This window comes from Brevundimonas nasdae, assembly GCF_016654005.1.
GTDB classification, from domain to species: Bacteria; Pseudomonadota; Alphaproteobacteria; order Caulobacterales; family Caulobacteraceae; genus Brevundimonas; species Brevundimonas nasdae.
In genome coordinates this window covers 36,011-54,460 of the sequence record NZ_JAEPWN010000013.1, presented here as the reverse complement: position 1 = coordinate 54,460, position 18,450 = coordinate 36,011, and the positions used below count along the sequence as shown (strand labels likewise).

Genomic DNA, 18,450 nt, shown 5'->3' with positions numbered 1-18,450 from the left:
GATGACGATGATGAAACTGAAGACCCTGATCCTGACCGCCGCTGCTGTCGCAGCCTTCGCCGCGCCTGCGATGGCGCAAACCACGATCGCCTGGGAAATGCCGAAGAAGGGCGACTTCATCGTCACCGGGCGCGTCACCGATGTCTTCTCTCAGGCCGACAACGCCATCACCACGGCGGCGGGGGCGGACACGGGCCTGAAGGTGGATGTGGGCGACAGCTTGATGCCGACGCTGGGCTTCACCTATTTCCTGACCGACCACCTGGCGGTCGAGGCGATCCTGGGCACGACCAAGCATGATATCCGAGCGCAAGGCGGCGTCACGGATGCGCTGGTGCATGAAACCTGGGTCTTGCCGCCGGTCGTGACCCTGCAGTACCGCCCGCTGAGTACCGGCCGCGTCAGCCCCTATATCGGCGCAGGCGTGAACTACATGCTGTTCTACAGCGGCAAGGACAAGAACGGCTTCACCGTCGATCTGGACAACGGCTTCGGCTACGCGCTGCAGGCAGGCGCCGACATCGGCATCCAGGGGCCGTGGAGCCTGAATGTCGACGTCAAGAAAGTGTGGTTCAACACCGACGCCAACATCAATGACGGCGCGTTGAAGAGCGACGTCGATCTGGACCCGTGGGTCGTGTCGGTCGGCGTGGGCCGCAAGTTCTAGACCGCCTTTTCACTCCAGAGGTCCAGGTCGGGCTCCAGCCCGATCAGGGCCAGGCCGGCGGCGATGGACTCGAATTCGCCGCCGGTCTCGATACGGTCCGCCTGGAACCGGCGCTGGAAGATGGCGCGCACCGCAGGCACGAAGGATGTGCCGCCGGTCAGGAAGACGCGATCTATGGCGCCGGGCGCCAGACCGGCCTTGGCCAGAGCTTCGTCCACAGCCCCCTCGATGGCGGCCAGTTCGGGCGCGATCCAGTCCTCAAAATCGGACCGGGCCACCGGCTTTTCGATCCTCACGTCGCCTGCCGCAAAGACGAAGTCCGCCGTCTCATCCTTCGAAAGGGCCATCTTCAGGGCGGAGACGGCGCGGTAAAGGGCGTGGCCGTGGTTGTCGTCCAGGATCTCGATCAGGCGTTCGATCTTCTCCGGCTCCAGCGCGGTGCGGGCCAGGGCGCGGATGTCGCGCATGTCGCGAGAGGCGCGCAGCAGGGCCAACTGGTCCCAGCGGGCGAAGGCGGAATAATAGCGCTGCGGGATCGGCAGGTGTTTGTTCAGCGCCTGGTACTGACCGCCCTTGCCCAGTTCGGGCGACACCAGCTGGTCGATGATCCGATAGTCAAAGGCGTCGCCCGCCACCCCGACACCCGAACGGGCCAGCGGCGTGGAGCGAAGGGCGTCGCCGGTGCGCTCGAACCGGATGATGGAGAAGTCGCTGGTGCCGCCGCCGAAGTCGGCGACCAGAACCGTGGCGTCCTCTTTCAGCTGCCGCGCGAAATAGAAGGCGGCGCCTACCGGCTCGTGCGCATAGCGGATGTCGGTGAAGCCCAGGCGGCCGAACGCCTCCTGATAGCGTTGCAGGGCCAGGGCTTCGTCCGGGTTTCCGCCCGCAAAGGTGACGGGGCGGCCGACAACGACGCGCGGCGGCAGATTGACCATGCCGTCGCCCGCATGGTGACTGAGGCGCAGCAGGAAGGCGGCCAGCAGATCCTCGAACCGATAACGCTTGTTGTCGATCCGGGTCTCGGTGAAGGCGGCGCTGGCGGCGAAGGTCTTGAACGACTGGATGAAGCGCGTCTCCAGCGGGTCTTCGACGAAGGCGTTGATGGCCCAGGGGCCGGCCTCGACCACACGTTCGGGCGGCTCGCCGTCCACGCTGGCGTGAAACTGGAAGCTGAGCGCCGAACGGAAGGTCGCGCTCTGGCCCTCGCTGGTGCTGAAGGTGACCAGACGGGCGTGACCGGCGTCATCGGTCAGGGCGACGACGGTGTTGGTCGTGCCGAAGTCGATGCCGATCGTGTTCGGCGGCTGCACGGTCATGTCTGGCGTCCTGGGGAGAGGGGAGCCGGGTTCCTAAAGCCCCGGCGCGTGAAGGCAAGGGCCAGTCTTCGCCCGTCACGAAAAACCTGGCTCGCCCGGCTGGATGAGGCGTCTGCGCCGGGCCTCGGCACAACCTTGGGGCGACGATTGCTCAAAACCCCGTATTTTCACCAACTATTGCCGTAGGGGGCGCTGACGTAGCTTTGGCAGGCGTCGTCCCCCCCGACGGCACGGCGCACTGAACATTCCGAACCTTTCTGGCTCCGGGATGTTCGGGCGGCCTGACCCGTTCCCTCCAAAGACTTGGGTCAGGCCGCGCTTGGGGCCTGCCGCGCTGGTGACTGGCGGGCCGCAGAGCGTCGGATCTGTAAGCGTGAATTGCGTCTCGGACCCAGTGAGAGAATTCCAAAGATGGAACTTTCAGTTGAAGACACCGTGCTTGATCGCCTGTGGCGCGAGTTGTTCGACCAGCCTCTGCCTCTGATCGGCGCCGGCCCGGTCGTGCGCAGCATCCTGAAGAAGGAAGGCGTCACCGACATTGAAATCGATCAGGCCATCAAGCGCGAAAAGAAGCTTCAGTAGGGATTTCGGCCCTGACGGCCCCGCTGGCGACAGCCGCGTTCGAGCTGGCGCGCGGACCTTTGTGGTTTCACCGAGTGTCGACGGTTGGCGACGCGCCTTAAGCGCATGGCTGCGTCGGTCCCACAAAAACCGGCGCCCGGCGCGTCCTGCACGTCCGGGGCGGTCTGATCTCTCCACCCCAACGCAGCGGATCAGGCCGCTTTCCGCCCATTTCAGGCCAATGCCTGTCCGACGGCGCGGCGACATACGGCATCAACAGAGACGATTGCGGTCTCAGGAAATTCCACCTAGAAGGCCCGTCCTGCCGGTTGGCGGATGTGGCGGAACTGGTAGACGCACCAGATTTAGGTTCTGGCGCCGAGAGGCGTGGAGGTTCGAGTCCTCTCATCCGCACCAAGGTCTTTCAGACCATGGACCCAAAGAAAAAAGGCCCCGGAGCGATCCGGGGCCTTTCTGCTTTTAGCGGATCGGAGGGACGGGCGGCGGAGGCGCGTCGTCGTCCGTTTCATGGACCTCGGCCAAACCGCGTCCGACGTGGCTCTTGCGATAGCCGTAGGCGAAATAGACCAGCAGGCCGATAGCGCCCCAGATCGGCAGAACCAGCTGCGATTCCGTCGGCAGGTTGAAGAACAGGCCCAGAGTGCCGATCACTGCCAACGGCGCGATGATCCAGATCAGCGGCGTCCGGAACGGGCGGTGACGCTCAGGCTGCGTCACGCGCAGGATCATCACCGCGATCGCCACCATGAAGAAGGCGAACAGGGTGCCGGAGTTGGAGATGTCAGCCAGTTTGCCCACCGGCAGGAAGGCGGCGAAGATGGCCACCGCGACGCCGGTGATCATCGTCACGATATGCGGCGTCTTCCACTTGGGGTGGATGGTCGCCAGGAAGCCAGGCAGCAGGCCGTCGCGCGCCATCACGAAGAAGATGCGGGTCTGACCGAACAGCATGATCAGGATGACCGAAGGCAGGGCCAGGAAGGCGGCGATGCCGATGAAGTCGCCGATACGCTCATGACCGACGACGCGCAGGACGTGGGCCAGGGCTTCGCGCGAGCAGACCAGCGGCTCCTGCAGCGACGAATAGGTCGCGCACTGAGCGGCCAGGGCCGACGAACCGGCGTGCAGAACCTCGCCGCCAGCGCCGACCAGGGGCTGGGCGCCGATGGCGCCGATCGCACCCGCTGCGACCAGCAGGTAGAAGATGGTGCAGATGCCCAGCGAAGCGATCAGACCGATGGGCACGTTGCGTTGCGGGTTCTTGGTCTCTTCCGCCGCCGTCGAGACGGCGTCGAAGCCGACATAGGCGAAGAAGATCGAGGCCGCGGCTCCGACGACGCCCAGTCCGGCTCCATGACCATCGCCGAACCAGCCGTTCGGCGTGAAGGGCGTGAAGTTGGCGCCTTTCAGGACCGGCAGGGTCAGAACGATGAAGACCGTCAGGGCGGTGACCTTGATGGCGACCAGAACGGCGTTGACGCGCGCGCTCTCGCTGGTGCCGATCATCAGCAGGCCGGTGATCAGCAGGGCGATCAGCAGGGCGGGCAGGTTTACGACGCCGCCGGCGTAGGGGCCGACGGATAAGGCATGGGGCAGTGATATGCCCCAACTCTGCAATAGGCCGATGAAATAGCCGGACCAGCCGACGGACACCGCCGAGGCCGCCACGGCGTATTCAAGGATCAGCGCCCAGCCGACCATCCAGGCCAGCAACTCACCCATTACCGCATAGGTGTAGGTGTAGGCGGAGCCGGAAACCGGCACCATCGAAGCGATCTCTGAATAGCAAAGCGCCGCCACGGCACAGACCGCAGCGGCGATGACGAAGCTCCACATCATGCCGGGTCCGGCCTTCTGGGCCGCTTCCGACGTCAATACGAAGATCCCGGTGCCGATGATCGCGCCCACGCCCAGCAAGGTCAGCTGAACGGGGCCGAGGCTCCGGGTTAGCGATTTTTTCTCCGCGGATGCGAGGATCGCATCCAACGATTTAACGCGCCACATTTAGATATTCCCCACGATTACTGGCAGCCCCTCGACTGCTTTGGGGCGGACGCTAGCGATGGAAAGGGCCGCGCGCAACGCGCATGACGAGGTGGTTAAGGCGAGACGACGCTTTCGTGATCGCACCGCGTCGCGCTAGAGCCGCCTGATGTTGCCGATCCACGCCGTGCTCGAACCGCTGAAAGCCGCCCTTGCCGACGGGAATACAGCCGTGCTGGCGGCCCCGCCGGGGGCGGGAAAGACCACGGTCGTGCCTCTGGCCTTGCTGGATCAGCCCTGGCTGGGCGACGGCAAGGTGCTGGTGCTGGAGCCGCGCCGGATTGCCGCACGCGCCGCAGCGGACCGCATGGCTCAGACCCTGGGCGAACAGGCAGGCGGCACGGTCGGCTATCGCACACGCCTGCAAAGCCGGATCGGCCCGAAGACGCGAATCGAGGTCATCACCGAAGGCGTCTTCACACGGATGATCCTGGATGATCCCTCGCTGGAAGGCGTGGGCGCGGTGCTGTTCGATGAATTCCACGAACGCAGTCTGGACGCCGACCTGGGGCTGGCGTTGGCGCGTGAGACGCAAGGGGTGCTTCGTGACGACCTGCGGCTGTTGGTCATGTCTGCGACGCTGGACGTGCTCGGGGTGTCGCGGCTGCTGGACGGCGCGCCGGTGATCGAGGCTGAAGGCCGGGCGTTTCCGGTCGAGACCCGATACCTGGGGAGCAATGCAGCCGAGCGCTTCGACGAGGCGATGGCGCGGGCCTGTCTGACGGCGCTGGGGGAGGAGACAGGCTCGGTGTTGGGCTTCCTGCCAGGGCAGGGCGAAATCCACCGTGTCGCGCGCCTGGTGAAGGAGCGGCTGCGGCTGCCGAACGTCGATGTGGTTCCGCTGTACGGCGGTCTGGATCGGGTCGAGCAGGACCGGGCCATCGAACCAGCCGAACCGGGGCGGCGCAAGCTGGTGCTGGCGACCTCGGTGGCGGAAACCAGCCTGACGATTGAAGGCGTGCGGGTCGTGGTGGATGGCGGACTGTCGCGCGTGCCGCGTTTCGAGCCGTTCAGCGGCCTGACCCGGCTGGCGACGGTCAAGGTCAGCCGGTCGTCGGCTGAACAGAGGCGAGGACGCGCCGGTCGGACCGAGCCGGGCGTCTGCTATCGTCTGTGGGACGAGGAACAGACGCGGGGTCTGGTCCCGCATCAGCGGCCTGAGATCCAAGAGGCCGACCTGACCAGTCTGGCGCTGGATCTGGCGCGGTGGGGCGCGCGGTCGGTCGAGGGGCTGGCCCTGCTGGACCCGCCGCCAATGGGGGCGATGGCCGAGGCGCGGAAGGTCCTGACGCGGCTGGGCGCGCTGGACGCTGAGGGCGGCCTGTCGGCGCATGGGCGGCGGCTGACGCGGATACCGCTGTCGCCACGCCTGGCGCACATGGTCGCGGTGGCGTCCGATGCTGGCGACGCCATGACGGGCGCGCAGATTGCAGCGGTGCTGAGCGAGCCGGGCCTAGGCGGATCGGGTGTTGATCTGGCGGACCGTCTGGTCGGGCTGGAGCGGGATCGGTCGCCGCGCGCGCGTGATGCGATGAAGCTGGCGGATCGCTGGGTCAGGGCGGCGGGCGGCGGGTCGGGCGAGGCGGTCGCGCCGGGGCTTTTGCTGGCCGAAGCCTTCCCCGAGCGGATCGCCAAGGCGCGCGGCAAGGCGGGCGAGTTGCTGCTGGCCAGCGGGCGCGGGGCCATGTTGGAGCCCACCGATCACCTGGCCCGTGAAACCTGGCTGGCGGTGGCGGAACTGGGCGGCGGGGACGCGCGCGACCGGGTGCGGCTGGCGGCGGCGCTGGACGGATCGCGGATCGAGGCGGACCTGGGTCGGTTGATCGAGGTCGAGGATCGGTTGGTCAAAGAGCCGTCGGGGCGAATGGTCATCCGCCGTGCGCGCAAGATCGGCGCCATCGTCCTGGACGAAAAAGTGGTCGGCGCCCCGGACGCCAAGGCGATGGCCGGAGCCTTGCGCGCCGAGGTCGAGGCGTTGGGTCTGGGCGTTCTGAAATGGGGCGAGCAGGCGGGAGGGCTGCGCGCGCGGCTGGCGTTCCTGCATGGGCTGGACGCCGCCTGGCCGGACATGTCGGATGCGGCCCTGCTGGCGGCGGCGGATGAATGGCTGTGGCCGCTGCTGGAGGGCGCCAAGTCGCTGGAGGTCATCGGCGACGGGCGGCTGGCCGACGCCCTGCGCGGACTGATCCCTTGGGATTTGCAGCGGAAGCTGGATGAACTGGCGCCGACACGGTTGACGACGCCGTTGGGATCGGCGGGCATCGACTATGGCGCCGAGGGCGGGCCGCGCGTCGAAATTCGGGTGCAGGAGCTGTTCGGCGTGACCACCCATCCGACCGTGGGCGGTGGGCGGGTGGCGCTGACCCTGTCATTGCTATCACCCGCGCGGCGGCCGGTGCAGGTGACCAAGGACCTGCCGGGGTTCTGGGCTGGATCATGGGCAGGCGTGCGGGCGGACATGCGGGGCCGCTATCCGCGCCATCCGTGGCCGGAAAATCCCGCTGAGGCCCAGGCGACCAACCGGGCCAAGCCGCGCGGAACCTGATGGCGGGTTGACGCGAACCGGGGATCGCAGCATTGCCGTTGCGTTGAATCAGGACAAGCCCGTGTCAGACGCCAAGAAAGTTTCGCCAACCGCCCGGAATGGGCGCGTTCTTTTCGCCAGCCTGATCGGCACGACGATCGAGTTCTACGACTTCTACATCTACGCCACGGCGGCGGTGCTGGTGTTTCCGCGCCTGTTCTTCCCCGGCGGCGACCCGACCACGGCCATGCTGTCGTCGTTCGCGACCTTCTCCATCGCCTTCTTCGCGCGCCCCATCGGGGCGCTGGCGTTCGGCCATTTCGGCGACAAGGTGGGGCGTAAGACCACGCTGGTCGCGGCTCTGATGACCATGGGTCTGTCGACGGTCGCCATCGGAGTTCTGCCGACGCACGAGTCGGTCGGCATCGTCGCGCCGCTGCTGCTGGCGCTGTGCCGGTTCGGCCAGGGTCTGGGTCTGGGCGGCGAGTGGGGCGGAGCGGTGCTGCTGGCCACCGAGAACGCGCCTCCGGGCAAGAAGGCCTGGTTCGGCATGTTCCCGCAGTTGGGCGCGCCCATCGGCTTCATCCTTTCGACCGCCTCCTTCATCATTCTGACCTCGACCATGAGCGAGGGCGCGTTCGAAACCTGGGGCTGGCGTATTCCGTTCATCGCCAGCGCACTTCTGGTCTTCGTGGGCCTGTGGGTCCGCCTGAAGATCACCGAGACGCCCGAGTTCCAGAAGGTCGTCGACCGGCATGAGCGGGTGAAGGCGCCCGCCGTGACCCTGTTCTCGAACCACAAGGCGGCGCTGGTGCTGGGCACGTTCAGCGGCGTGACGACCTTTACGCTTTTCTATCTGATGACGGTCTTCGCCCTGGGCTGGGCGACGACGGGCATGGGTCTGGCGCGGGCCGACGTGCTGCCGATCCAGTTGATCGGGGTGCTGTTCTTCGCCGCCTTCATCCCCGTGACCGCGCTGCTGGCTGACAGGTACGGACAGGTGAAGGTGCTGATCTGGTCGTCGGTCGGGATCGGACTGTTCGGGATGCTGTTCGCCCCGCTGTTCGGCCTGGGCCTGACGGGCCTGCTGATCTTCTTCGCCCTGGGCTTCGGCCTGATGGGCTGCACCTACGGGCCGATTGGAGCGGCGATGGCCCGGCCGTTCCCGACGACGGTTCGCTATACGGGCGCGTCGATGGCCTTCAACCTGGCGGGCATCATCGGGGCGTCACTGGCGCCCTTCATCGCCATGAAGCTGGCGACGACGTTCGGGCCGGTGGCGGTTGGCGGTTATCTGGCCGGGTCTGCGGTGATCAGCATTCTGGCCCTGTGGATGCTGGGCCGGGTGGCGCCGGAGACGGAGTTTTAGGCTTCGTCGGTCGCCGCATAGACCATGATGCCGGTGGCGATGGCCAGGTTCAGGCTGTCGGCCCGGCCGCGCATTGGGATCTTGACGTTGACGTCGCAGGCGGCGGCCAGTTGGTCGGTCAGGCCCGCCTGTTCATTGCCCATTAGAATCAGCGACGGCTTCTGCATCACTGCCGAACGATGGCTGACCGTGGCGTCCAGGCGGGTGCCGACGACGCTGCCGGGCCAGGACTGGCGCCACGCCACAAAGGCTTCGGCCGTCGTCTTGGTGATCGAGACGGCGAAGACCGAGCCCATGGTCGCGCGCACGGCTTCGACCGAATAGGGATCTACGCAGTCGCCGATCAGGATGACCCCGCCGCAGCCCGCCGCGTCCGCGGTGCGGATGATGGTGCCCAGATTGCCCGGATCACGCACCTGCTCCAGCGCGACCCAGCAGGGGGCTGAGGTGGGGTTCAGGCTTTCCAGGGGCGCATAGGCCTGTTCGAACACGCCCAGCACCGTCTGCGGATTATCGCGGCGGCTGATCTTTTCCAGGATGGCGTGGGTGACGATGATGATGTCGCCGCCCGCCTTGCGGGTTTCGGTCTTGGCGCGATCCAGCAACGGATGCGGGCGAGCGTCTTCGCCGACCAGCAGCATTTTCGGCGCGCGGCCCTGATCCAGCGCCTCGCCGATGAACTTCAGACCCTCGGCCAGGAAGGTCCCGGTCAGGTCGCGTTCCTTGCGCATGTGCAGCGCCCGGACGGACTTGATGGTGTCGTTCGTCAGCGAGGTGATGACGCGGTATTCTTCCCGAACGCTCATTTGCTCCACCGCGCAAAGAAGGACAGGCCGATGGCGCGGGCGTTCGCGCCGTCTTCGGACAGGGCCAACTCGCCCCAGTCGATGCGCCCGCCGCGATCCTGGGTCGCCTCGGCCATCAGGTGCGCCAGCGACAGACCGGACACGCGGGCGGCGTAGGCGTTCAGCAACAGGAAGTCGGCGTCATCGGACAGCAAGGCTGCGCAGTCCTTCAGCAGGGGCGGCATGTCCTCGAACAGGCGCCAGACTTCGCCCGTCGGCCCGCGGCCGTATTTGGGCGGGTCCAGGATGACGCCGTCGTATTTGGAGCCGCGACGAACCTCGCGCGCCACATATTTGCGGGCGTCCTCGACGATCCAGCGGATCGGATGCTGGGCAAGGCCGGACTGGTCGGCGTTCTCGCGGGCGTAGTTGACCGACTTCTTGGAGGCGTCGACGTGGGTGACCTGGGCGCCCGCCGCAGCGGCGGCCAGGCTGGCCACGCCGGTGTAACCGAACAGGTTCAGGATCTTGGGCGCGCGGCCCGCTGACTGCGAGAAGCTGCGCACGCGCGCATCCAGCCATTCCCAGTTGGCGGCCTGTTCAGGAAAGAAGGCCAGGTGACGGAAGGGGGTGAAGCGGCCCGTGAACTTCACGTCGCGCCATTTCAGCGGAAAGGCGTCGACGGGGCCGTGCTTGTCGAACTTCCAGCGGCCGGAATCCTCTTCCTCCTGCTGCGGATCGAACAGGGCCGTAGCGGCCTCGAAGGCGGCGGGATCGCGCGGCGACCAGAAACACTGCGGCTCGGGCCGGACGACTGTGTAGCGGCCATAGCGTTCCAGCTTCTTGCCGTCGCCGCTGTCCAGCAGGGCGTAGTCGGACCAGCCGCGGGTCACGAGTGTTTCGGGGGTCTTGGAAAGGACGGGAGCCATCGTCGGGCTGATAGGCGCTCAGGCCGCCTCGCGTCCAGCGTCCATCGCATCAGAGGCGCCGTGTTCGGCGTCGTGCTGGGTCTTGTCCCAGACATAGGGTTCGACAATCAGCCGCCAGAAGGCGTGAACAAAGGCGAGGCTGAGCAGGGACCAGTAGGCGGGCGCCGACAGGATGTCCGTCAGCCCGTATCGCAGGCCTGCACGCTGGGCGCCGACCGCACAGGTCATCATGGCGGCGATGACGCCCAGGCTCAACACGCTGACGGCGATGATCGGCGTGGCGGGCGTGATCCCGGCATGAACCCCGATCAGGACGGCGGACGCCAGCCATGCCAGGGTCGGGGCGTGGGCGCCCGCCGAGACGATTGCGGCGCCGAGCGTCATCAGCAGGGACACCAGCCCGCGTCGTCCCAACTGCAGAGGCGAACGGGTGTGGACGCCCCAGGTCTGCATATAGCCCTTCAGCCAGCGGGTGCGTTGCGGCAGCCAACGCTCCAGCGCGCCCGGCGGCGTCTCCCATGTCGGGGCGTCGATCACCCCCATGCCCCAGCCCGCCGACCAGAGCCGGAACCCGAGATCGGCGTCCTCGGTGACATTATGCGCGTCCCAGCCGCCGACGCCGCGCAGGGCCGAGGTGCGGACATGATTGCTGGTGCCGCCCAGCGGGAAGGGCAGGCCCAACCGCGCCATTCCAGGCAGGGTCACCTCAAACAGGGCGGCATATTCAAACGCGAACTGCCGATCCAGGAAACGCGAGGGGCTGGGCGCTTTATCTATGCGGCGGATGCGAAGAGGGGCCTGCAGACAACCCAGTTTGGGGGCGGCGGCGAACCGGGCTGCTGACTGACGGAGCTGCTGAGGATCGGGTTCGTCCTCGACGTCATAGATGGTCAGCAATTCGCCCTTCGCCTGGGACAGGGCGTGGTTCAGGGCGCGCGGTTTGGTCTGGGGCGATCCGGGCGGAACAATGATGATCTTCAGCCACGAGGGTTTAGGTGTGGCCATTGCGACGTCGATGGTCGCCTGATCGTGGGCTTCCAACACCAGGAAGCCTTCCAGTCGATTACGGGGGTAGTCGATGCGCGACAGGTTCGAGATCAGGCGCGGCGTCACCGCCGCCTCGTCATGCAAGGCCGCCAGGATCGTATAGCGCGGCCACCGAGCAGGCGTGGGAGCCCTGTGGTGCGGCGCAAGGCTGGCGACGACCAGCACGAAGCGCCAGACCGCCGCAATCAGAAACCCGACGGCAATGACACAGGAGAGACAGAAAAGCGTCAGTGCGGGACGGAGGACAAGGCCGAGGGCCAAAACCCCCGCTATCAGGGCGATGAGGAGCCACTGGGCGCGCGTCGGCCCGATCCTGTCGGCGCATTGGCGTCCTTCGCTGGTCGCGTTCATTATTTCCGCCCTCCAGTTCGCATACAACCTCAAAGCGCGAGCCCGTCAACCTGATGCGTCGCTGCTGTTGGCGCCGCGTCGCGATTGTCGCTATGCAGGACGTTGCTGAACCGGAGTCTTCGTTTGTCCGCCGTGTCGACCTCTTCGCGCTCAAATCGAAAGCCCAAGGGGGAGGGCCATTCCCGCCGTGGCGAGATCCTGGCCGCCGCCGAACGCATCTTTGTCGAGTTCGGCTATGAGGGCGCCACCATTCGCAAGATCGCGGAGGAAGTCGGCCTCTCCTCGACCGCGCTCTACATGCATTTCGCCGACAAGGGCGAAATCCTGCAGGAAATCTGCCGTGTCGCCTTTGAGGAGTTGATCGCCTCCACCGAAAACCTGGCGTCGGAGGACGGGCCGCCGGAGGTGCGTCTGCGCGGGATGATCGACGCCTATGTCGATTTCGGATTCGCCAATCCCAACGCCTATCGCCTGATCTATCTGACGCGTCCGGTTGAGGCGCGCGACGGCGCACAGACCCTGGCGCAGGAACTGGGCTTCAACGTCTTCGTCGCCTTCGAAGCCGTCGTGGCGGAAACGGTGGCGTCTGGTCGGATGAGCGGCGAACCGCGCGCCATCGCCCAGTCGATCTGGGCCGCCGCGCACGGGGTGGTGTCGCTGATGATCACCAAGACCTATTTTCCGTGGGCGGATCGTCAGCTGGTCGTCGATACGACCCTGGACGCCGTGTTCACTGGGCTGCTGAAACCGTGAGACGGATGCTGGCCGCCGGCTTGGCCACGGGTTTGGCGGTTTTGGCGGCGGGGCAGGCGAATGCGCGTCCGTTGCGGATCATGGCGCTTGATCAGTGCGCGGATCAATATGTTCTGGCTTTGGCGCCTGACGCTGAACTAGCCCTGTCGCCGCGCGCCGACGATCCCGATTCCTGGATGAGGCGTCAGGCCGCGGGCCATCGCCAGGTGCGCCCGACGCTGGAGGCCGCCATCGGGTTTCAGCCCGATGTGGTGGTTCGCTACTGGGGCGGCGAACCGCATCTGCTGGCCGCACTGGAAAAGCGCGGGACACGGGTTCTGAACATCGAGGACGCCACCGACTTTGACGGCGTCAGCGCCGATATCCGCAACGTCGCCGCCGGTCTGGGACAGGTGGAGCGCGGGCGTCGTCTGGAGCAGGCGATGCGGGACAAGCTGGCGGCGGCGGTGCCCCAGGCCGCGGCGACGCGTCCGGGCGCGGTCTATCTGACAGCGGGCGGGTTCACGGCGGGCGCGGGCACTCTGGTCGACGCCATGATGCGGGCGGCGGGGTTCGACAATCTGACCGAAAAGCCGGGATTCGGCGCATACAGCGTCGAGCGGATCGCCATGCATCCGCCGATGCGGTTCGTGCTGGGCTTCTTTGACATGCTGCGATCCGACTGGCGCGGGCCGGGGCGTCATCCGGTCGTGCGGCGCGCGGCTGAGGGCAGGACGGCGGCGCAGTTGCCTGCGGCGGTGCTGACCTGTCCAGCGTGGTTTGCGGCGGACGGCGTGGCGATTATGGCGACGGGGCGGTCATGAGCCGGACGGTGCGGCTGTGTTTGGCGTTGGGGCTGTGCGTGATCGCCGCCTTGGCGCTGGCGATCCTGATTGGCGAAACCGGCTTTGACCGGGGACAATATGCGGCGGCCTTCGGTGATCCGACATCCGGGCCGTGGGAGGTCCTGTGGCAGGTGCGAGCGCCAAGGGCGGTTTGCGCCCTGGCCGTCGGGGCGGCGTTGGGTCTGGCGGGCGCGGTGATGCAGGGGCTGTTGCGCAATCCGCTGGCGGACCCCGGCGTGCTGGGCGTGTCGGCGACGGCGGCGCTGGGAGCGGCCCTGGCCATCGTCATGGGGGGCGCTGCGGTTCCGGGGCTGGTCGAGATTTCGGCCCTGATCGGCGCTGGTCTGGCGGGGGCGATGCTGATCGCCGCCTCCAGCGCCATGCGCGCGCCGGAAGCCCTGATCCTGTTCGGGGTGGCCCTGTCCAGTTTCGCAGGCGCATTGACGGCGCTGATCTTCAACCTGTCGCCGTCGCCGATTGCGCAGGCAGAGGTGATGTCGTGGCTGCTGGGATCGGTGCAGAACCGCAGCTGGGTCGATGTGGCCTGGGTGACGCCTGCCGTTCTGGTGTCGGCGGTGTTCGCCGTTCTGGCCTCGCCGGGCCTGAAGATGCTGACCCTGGGCGACGAAGGGGCGGCGACGTCCGGCCTGTCGATGGGGCGGTTGCGGGCCTTCGCACTGATCGCGGCGGCGCTGGCGACCGGGGCGGCGGTGGCTGTGGCGGGGGTGATCGGGTTCGTGGGTCTGGCGGCGCCGCATCTGGTGCGGGCGGCGGTGCGAGGCGATGCGGGACGGATACTGGCGCCGTCGGCCCTGTCGGGCGGGCTGATGCTGGTGATCGCGGACCTGCTGGCGCGGCTGACACCGACGGATCAGGAACTGAAGCTGGGCGTATTCACCGCCCTGATCGGCGCGCCTCTGTTTGCGTTGATCGCATGGCGTGCGGCGCGGGAGTGGCGGCTGTGAGCCTGCTGTCGCTGGAGAAGGTGAGCGCGCGTCTGGGCAAACAGGCGGTACTGAATGGCGTCGACCTGACGGTCGGGGCGGGCGAGGTGGTGGCCCTGTGCGGACCCAATGGCGCGGGCAAGAGCAGCGCCATCCGCGCGGCGGTCGGGCTGGCGCCGCTGACGGGCGGCGCGGTGCGGCTGGACGGTGATGATCTGCGTGGACTGTCGCATCGCCAGCGCGCCGAGCGGGTCGCCTATCTGCCGCAGGAACGCCGGATCGCCTGGAACCTGCCTGCGTTCGAGGTGGCGGCGCTGGGCGCGCCCTTCCTGTCGGGCGGTGACGCCATGGCTCGTGCCGAGGCCGCTCTGATCGAGGTCGGGGCGGGGCATCTGATCGACCGGGGCGTGGCGGATATGTCGGGGGGCGAGCGGGCGCGGGTGCTGCTGGCGCGGGCTCTGGTCGTCGGTGCGCCGTTGCTGCTGGCTGATGAACCGATCGCGGGTCTGGACCCGGATGCACAACGGCTGGTTCTGGAGCGGCTGAGGGCGCGGGCCGATGCGGGGGCGGGCGTTCTGGTCAGCCTGCACGACCTGACGCTGGCGGCGGGGTTCGCGGATCGCGTCGTGGTGCTGGACCAAGGCCGGGTGATCGCGCAGGGCGCGCCGATAGAGGCCCTGTCCCCCACCGTCCTGCGTTCGGTGTTCGGGCTGGACGGGGAATGGGTCGAGGCGCCCAACGGGCCGCTGTTGGCGGCCCGCCGGGCTTAGGTCTTAGTTGCTGCCAGTGTAAGGGCGCGGCCCGGCGGCGGTGCCGCGCGCGATGTCGGCGGACGGCGTCAGCGGGGCCGTGCCGCCGTTCAGGCGGGCCTTGTACACCGCCATATTCTCCATCACCCGCATCATGTAGTTGCGCGTCTCCGTGAAGGGCGCGCATTCGATGAAGTCGATGGTGGCGTTGGCGTCGCCGCGCGGATCACCGCAGCGCGCAATCCACTGGCTCGGACGGGCCGGACCGGCGTTGTAGCCCACCGTCGCCAGCAGCATCGAGCCGTTGTTCGACGCCATCAGCTCGCCCAGGTGATAGCTGCCCAGGGTCATGTTGTAGTCGGGATCCCACAGGCGGTCGGGCGAATAGCCCATGCCCAGACGGCGAGCGACCCCGGCCGCCGTGGCGGGCAGGAACTGCATCATGCCGCGCGCATCGGCGTGAGAGCGGGCGCGCGGGTCGAAGCTGGATTCCTGGCGCGTGATGGCCTGGGTGAATTCCAGCGGCGCGGCGCCTGCGACCTGGGGCGGGATGCGGACGGGGTACATGCGCTCGGGTATGACAAAGCCGCGCTGGCTGGCCGCGCGGCCCACCATCATGGCGGTGAAGTCTTCGCCATAGCTGCGCGACAGGTCCATCAGCTGGGCCAGGCCCTCGATGGTCGGCAGGTCGTCGTCCAGCTTGTAGGCGAAGACGCGCAGCAGGGTGGTTTCGCCCGTTTCGCCCAGAATGCGGGTCGCGCGCACGACCTCATTGCCTTCAAACGCGGCGATGTCGGCCTGGGTCGGGGCCGGCTCTCCGGGCAGTTGCAGCGTGGTCAGACCGGCCTTTTCAGCCGCCAGCTGGCCATAGAAGGTCTGCCAGTGCTGGGCGCCGCTGCGGTAATAGTTCTGGGCGGCCTGCCGCTCGCCGCGCGCCTCGGCGGCCCGGCCCAGCCAGTAGAAGGCGCGGCCCTGTGTGATGGGGGTCGAAGAGGCGCTGCGCAGGGCCTCGAAATGACGGGCCGCCACCTCGGGCCGGTTCAGCTTGGTCAAGGCGACCCAACCGGCGAAGAACTCGGCGTCCACCATCCGGTCGCCGGAGGTGAAGCCGTGGCCGTTCATGGCGTCATAGGCGGCCTGCCAGTTGTTCCGTTGCAGGGCGTCGAGGAAATAGTTGCGCCGCTCGGTCCACAGGGTGTTGTCGCCCGTCGTGTGGGCCGGCGCAGGCGGCAGGCTGGCCAGCAGGGGGAAGGCTTCCAGCTGGCGGTTCTGCGAACGCAGGATGCGGACCCGCTCCAGCACCACGGCGGGATCGTTCGCCTGGGCGGGCGACAGGCCGGCGACCACGGCGTCGGGGCTGTAGGCGCTGCGCAGGTTCATGACCGTATTGGCGATGAAAGCCCGCTCTGGCGAAACCAGCGCGACCATCGAACGTGTCGCGGGGCCGTGCGGGCCAAGCAGCAGCATGTTCAGGCGCGTCTCGTGGTCCGCAGGGGACAGCCAAGAGCTCCAGCGCGACAGGATGCGGCTTTGCGGGGCGTCGTCGAAGGACTGGGTGCGCCACCAGTCGCGAATCAGATCGCGCGCCTGGCTCTGGCGTCCGCGCTGCTCCAGCGCCGAAGCATAGGCGATGGCGCCCTCTACGGTTGTCGGCGGGCTGTCGGCGAACAGGGCCAGGGCCGCGTCCGGACCGGCGCCGGAACGATCCAGCGCCTTTTCCGTGGCGATACGGCGTGATTCGGCGCGCGGCCATCCGGCCATGGTCGTCTGGGTCTGCGCCAGCTCGGAATAGGACAGCTGTTCGCCGGTCGTGTCGATCAGCGCCCATTGAACCAGCTTTCGGGCGGCGGGGTCGCTGATCTGGGACATGGCCGCCTGGGTCGCGCCGATGTTTCGCGCGCGGGCCGCCGCCAGACCCTGACGGAAATAGGCTGTGTCCTGATCGTTCAGGACGCGACGGCCATGATAGGTCGACTGAGGCACGCTGACAGGCTGCACGGACGAGTAGGGCACCGGGCCGGAGGACACGTCCTGCGGGTTGGGTGCGAGCACTGCCAGGGCGGCCGCCAGACTTGTCGCAATCATGATCTGTCCTGTTCTCATTCAATCCGGTTGCGGCGAAGCCGCTGGCGACATAACTTCCCGCGCTCTGAAAAGGCTTTGGACATGTGTCCTTCGCCGCTCCCACGCAGGCTAGCTTAGTTCCATGAACGCCCCCTTGTTCAAGGGCGTGATCACCGCCCTGATCACACCTCTTCGTGACGGAAACGTGGACGAGGCCGCATTCGCCAAACTTCTTGAGCGCCAGATCGCCGCAGGGGTGCACGGCGTCGTGCCGATGGGCACGACGGGCGAGGGTGCCAGCATGGATCTGGACGAGCACAAGCATGTCATCGAACTGTGCGTGCGGCTGGCGGCGGGGCGCGTCAGCGTCATCGCCGGGACGGGTTCGCCCTACACCAAGGAAGCCATTGACCTGACCCGCCATGCCAAGACTGTGGGCGCGGACGGGGCGTTGGTGGTCACGCCCTATTACATCCGCCCGTCGCAGGCGGGCATGGCTGCGCATTTCGAGGCCATCGCCGACGCCGTTCAATTGCCGATCCTGCTCTATAACGTGCCGGGACGGACGGGGGTTGATCTGGCCAACGAAACCGTGGCCCGCCTGGCCGCACATCCGAACATCGTCGGCATCAAGGACGCCACCGGCGACATGAGCCGCGTCAGCTGGATGCGCACAAACATCGATGGCCAGTTCGACCTGATCTCGGGCGATGACCTGAGCTATCTGGGCTATCACGCCACGGGCGGGGTCGGTCTGATATCGGTGGCGTCAAATGTGGCGCCCGAAGCCATGGTCGCTCTGCACAATGCGGCGGCGGCGGGCGACTACGCCACGGCCCGCACCTGGCAGGACCGGCTGATCGGACTGGGCAAGGCGCTGTTCCTGGACAATTCGCCCGCGCCGACCAAGTACGCCCTGGCCAAGCTGGGCCTGTGCAACGAGGAGGCGCGCCTGCCGCTGTCGCCGACATCGGACGCCGTCAAGCCGATCATCGACCGAGCCATGGCGGAAGCGGGCGTGACCTGATGGCGCCGAAACCCCAGTCCAAATCCAAGCTGATCGCCGAGAACCGCCGCGCGCGGTTCGACTATTTCCTTGAGGACAATATCGAGGCCGGCATTCAGTTGCTGGGCACCGAGATCAAGGCGTTGCGCGACGGCCGGGCCAATATCGCCGAGAGCTATGCGGCGGTGGAGGGGCGCGAGATCGTGCTGATCAACGCCGACATCCCGCCGTACAAACAGGCCTACCGCTTCAACCACGAGCCGCGCCGCCCGCGTAAGCTGCTGCTGCACAGGAAGCAGATCGACCGGCTGATCGGCGCCGTCCAGCGCGACGGCCAGACGATCATTCCGCTGAAGCTCTACCTGAACGATGCGGGCAAGGCGAAGCTGGAGATCGCCCTGGCCAAGGGCAAGAAACTGCACGACAAGCGTGAAGCCTCCGCCGAACGCGACTGGCAGCGCGACAAGGCGCGCCTGATGCGGGACAAGGGCTGACGC

At 67.3% G+C, this 18,450-nt stretch carries 16 protein-coding genes and 1 tRNA gene; 11 read left to right on the top strand and 6 right to left on the bottom strand.

Translation table 11 applies throughout. The features are described from left to right. Positions 1-7: 7 nt before the first annotated feature. Positions 8-667 (top strand): OmpW/AlkL family protein, encoded by a 660-nt coding sequence (locus JKF87_RS16305; RefSeq protein WP_201100983.1) that lies wholly within the window; start codon positions 8-10, stop codon positions 665-667. On the opposite strand, the gene JKF87_RS16300 is transcribed toward JKF87_RS16305, so the two are convergent. Next, positions 664-1,983 carry an Hsp70 family protein gene (locus JKF87_RS16300; RefSeq protein ID WP_201100942.1) on the bottom strand — a complete coding sequence of 440 codons (1,320 nt, stop codon included), beginning with the start codon at positions 1,981-1,983 and terminating at the stop codon, positions 664-666. The two genes, JKF87_RS16305 and JKF87_RS16300, sit on opposite strands and share 4 nt — an antisense overlap. A 411-nt stretch (positions 1,984-2,394) precedes the next feature. On the opposite strand from JKF87_RS16300, the gene JKF87_RS16295 reads away from it, so the two are divergent. Together JKF87_RS16295 and JKF87_RS16290 are read left to right on the top strand one after the other, a co-directional pair. Next, positions 2,395-2,565, top strand: a complete 171-nt coding sequence (locus JKF87_RS16295) for a hypothetical protein (protein WP_201100941.1) — start codon at positions 2,395-2,397, stop codon at positions 2,563-2,565. A gap of 311 nt (positions 2,566-2,876) precedes the next feature. After that, positions 2,877-2,961 (top strand) — tRNA-Leu (locus JKF87_RS16290). A 63-nt stretch (positions 2,962-3,024) separates the two neighbouring features. Here the strand turns inward: JKF87_RS16290 and JKF87_RS16285 are convergent. After that, entirely contained in the window at positions 3,025-4,569 is a 1,545-nt protein-coding gene (locus JKF87_RS16285) for an amino acid permease (protein WP_201100940.1), read from the bottom strand. A 148-nt stretch (positions 4,570-4,717) separates the two neighbouring features. Between JKF87_RS16285 and hrpB the strand changes: the two genes are divergently transcribed. Both hrpB and JKF87_RS16275 read left to right on the top strand, forming a co-directional pair. After that, a complete protein-coding gene (hrpB, locus tag JKF87_RS16280) occupies positions 4,718-7,153 on the top strand; it encodes an ATP-dependent helicase HrpB (RefSeq protein ID WP_201100939.1) in 2,436 nt (811 codons plus the stop codon). A 61-nt stretch (positions 7,154-7,214) separates the two neighbouring features. After that, positions 7,215-8,501, top strand: coding sequence for an MFS transporter (locus JKF87_RS16275; protein WP_201100938.1), 1,287 nt, complete (start codon positions 7,215-7,217; stop codon positions 8,499-8,501). On the opposite strand, the gene JKF87_RS16270 is transcribed toward JKF87_RS16275, so the two are convergent. The 3 genes from JKF87_RS16270 to JKF87_RS16260 are packed head-to-tail and all read right to left on the bottom strand — an operon-like array spanning position 8,498 to position 11,613. Further along, complete coding sequence (locus JKF87_RS16270) at positions 8,498-9,307, bottom strand: TrmH family RNA methyltransferase (protein ID WP_201100937.1); 810 nt, start codon at positions 9,305-9,307, stop codon at positions 8,498-8,500. The genes JKF87_RS16275 and JKF87_RS16270 overlap by 4 nt on opposite strands. Then, complete coding sequence (locus tag JKF87_RS16265) at positions 9,304-10,215, bottom strand: class I SAM-dependent methyltransferase (RefSeq protein WP_201100936.1); 912 nt, start codon at positions 10,213-10,215, stop codon at positions 9,304-9,306. Before JKF87_RS16265 ends, JKF87_RS16270 begins: the two co-directional genes overlap by 4 nt. 18 nt (positions 10,216-10,233) lie before the next feature. After that, positions 10,234-11,613, bottom strand: a complete 1,380-nt coding sequence (locus tag JKF87_RS16260; RefSeq protein WP_201100935.1) for a glycosyltransferase — start codon at positions 11,611-11,613, stop codon at positions 10,234-10,236. Between the two features lie 132 nt (positions 11,614-11,745). On the opposite strand from JKF87_RS16260, the gene JKF87_RS16255 reads away from it, so the two are divergent. The 4 genes from JKF87_RS16255 to JKF87_RS16240 are packed head-to-tail and all read left to right on the top strand — an operon-like array spanning position 11,746 to position 14,904. Continuing rightward, positions 11,746-12,366 (top strand): TetR/AcrR family transcriptional regulator, encoded by a 621-nt coding sequence (locus tag JKF87_RS16255; protein ID WP_307418269.1) that lies wholly within the window; start codon positions 11,746-11,748, stop codon positions 12,364-12,366. A 5-nt stretch (positions 12,367-12,371) separates the two neighbouring features. Next, positions 12,372-13,169 carry an ABC transporter substrate-binding protein gene (locus JKF87_RS16250; protein WP_201100933.1) on the top strand — a complete coding sequence of 266 codons (798 nt, stop codon included), beginning with the start codon at positions 12,372-12,374 and terminating at the stop codon, positions 13,167-13,169. Further along, on the top strand, positions 13,166-14,155 hold the full coding sequence (locus JKF87_RS16245) for a FecCD family ABC transporter permease (RefSeq protein WP_201100932.1): 990 nt from the start codon (positions 13,166-13,168) through the stop codon (positions 14,153-14,155). The genes JKF87_RS16250 and JKF87_RS16245 overlap by 4 nt, the downstream gene beginning before the upstream one ends. Continuing rightward, positions 14,125-14,904, top strand: coding sequence for an ABC transporter ATP-binding protein (locus tag JKF87_RS16240; RefSeq protein WP_201100931.1), 780 nt, complete (start codon positions 14,125-14,127; stop codon positions 14,902-14,904). The genes JKF87_RS16245 and JKF87_RS16240 overlap by 31 nt, the downstream gene beginning before the upstream one ends. A 3-nt stretch (positions 14,905-14,907) precedes the next feature. Here JKF87_RS16240 and JKF87_RS16235 read toward each other — a convergent pair whose 3' ends face one another. Beyond that, the gene (locus tag JKF87_RS16235; protein ID WP_236261452.1) at positions 14,908-16,968 is read right to left on the bottom strand and encodes a lytic transglycosylase domain-containing protein; all 2,061 of its coding nucleotides are present in this window, start codon (positions 16,966-16,968) and stop codon (positions 14,908-14,910) included. A gap of 121 nt (positions 16,969-17,089) precedes the next feature. On the opposite strand from JKF87_RS16235, the gene dapA reads away from it, so the two are divergent. Together dapA and smpB are read left to right on the top strand one after the other, a co-directional pair. Continuing rightward, a complete protein-coding gene (gene dapA / locus JKF87_RS16230; protein ID WP_201100929.1) occupies positions 17,090-17,974 on the top strand; it encodes a 4-hydroxy-tetrahydrodipicolinate synthase in 885 nt (294 codons plus the stop codon). Continuing rightward, positions 17,974-18,447, top strand: a complete 474-nt coding sequence (gene smpB / locus JKF87_RS16225; protein ID WP_201100928.1) for an SsrA-binding protein SmpB — start codon at positions 17,974-17,976, stop codon at positions 18,445-18,447. Before dapA ends, smpB begins: the two co-directional genes overlap by 1 nt. The last annotated feature ends 3 nt before the right edge of the window (positions 18,448-18,450 follow it).

What these genes read in the sequence shown, in the direction of transcription:
- hrpB (WP_201100939.1), top strand. Translation starts at nt 4,718, where the DNA reads ATGTTGCCGATCCACGCCGTGCTCGAACCGCTGAAAGCCGCCCTTGCC.
- JKF87_RS16305 (WP_201100983.1), top strand. Translation starts at nt 8, where the DNA reads ATGATGAAACTGAAGACCCTGATCCTGACCGCCGCTGCTGTCGCAGCC.
- JKF87_RS16265 (WP_201100936.1), bottom strand. Translation starts at nt 10,215, where the DNA reads ATGGCTCCCGTCCTTTCCAAGACCCCCGAAACACTCGTGACCCGCGGC.
- smpB (WP_201100928.1), top strand. Translation starts at nt 17,974, where the DNA reads ATGGCGCCGAAACCCCAGTCCAAATCCAAGCTGATCGCCGAGAACCGC.
- JKF87_RS16270 (WP_201100937.1), bottom strand. Translation starts at nt 9,307, where the DNA reads ATGAGCGTTCGGGAAGAATACCGCGTCATCACCTCGCTGACGAACGAC.
- JKF87_RS16295 (WP_201100941.1), top strand. Translation starts at nt 2,395, where the DNA reads ATGGAACTTTCAGTTGAAGACACCGTGCTTGATCGCCTGTGGCGCGAG.
- JKF87_RS16300 (WP_201100942.1), bottom strand. Translation starts at nt 1,983, where the DNA reads ATGACCGTGCAGCCGCCGAACACGATCGGCATCGACTTCGGCACGACC.
- JKF87_RS16245 (WP_201100932.1), top strand. Translation starts at nt 13,166, where the DNA reads ATGAGCCGGACGGTGCGGCTGTGTTTGGCGTTGGGGCTGTGCGTGATC.
- dapA (WP_201100929.1), top strand. Translation starts at nt 17,090, where the DNA reads ATGAACGCCCCCTTGTTCAAGGGCGTGATCACCGCCCTGATCACACCT.
- JKF87_RS16240 (WP_201100931.1), top strand. Translation starts at nt 14,125, where the DNA reads ATGGCGTGCGGCGCGGGAGTGGCGGCTGTGAGCCTGCTGTCGCTGGAG.
- JKF87_RS16250 (WP_201100933.1), top strand. Translation starts at nt 12,372, where the DNA reads ATGCTGGCCGCCGGCTTGGCCACGGGTTTGGCGGTTTTGGCGGCGGGG.
- JKF87_RS16285 (WP_201100940.1), bottom strand. Translation starts at nt 4,569, where the DNA reads ATGTGGCGCGTTAAATCGTTGGATGCGATCCTCGCATCCGCGGAGAAA.
- JKF87_RS16235 (WP_236261452.1), bottom strand. Translation starts at nt 16,968, where the DNA reads ATGATTGCGACAAGTCTGGCGGCCGCCCTGGCAGTGCTCGCACCCAAC.
- JKF87_RS16260 (WP_201100935.1), bottom strand. Translation starts at nt 11,613, where the DNA reads ATGAACGCGACCAGCGAAGGACGCCAATGCGCCGACAGGATCGGGCCG.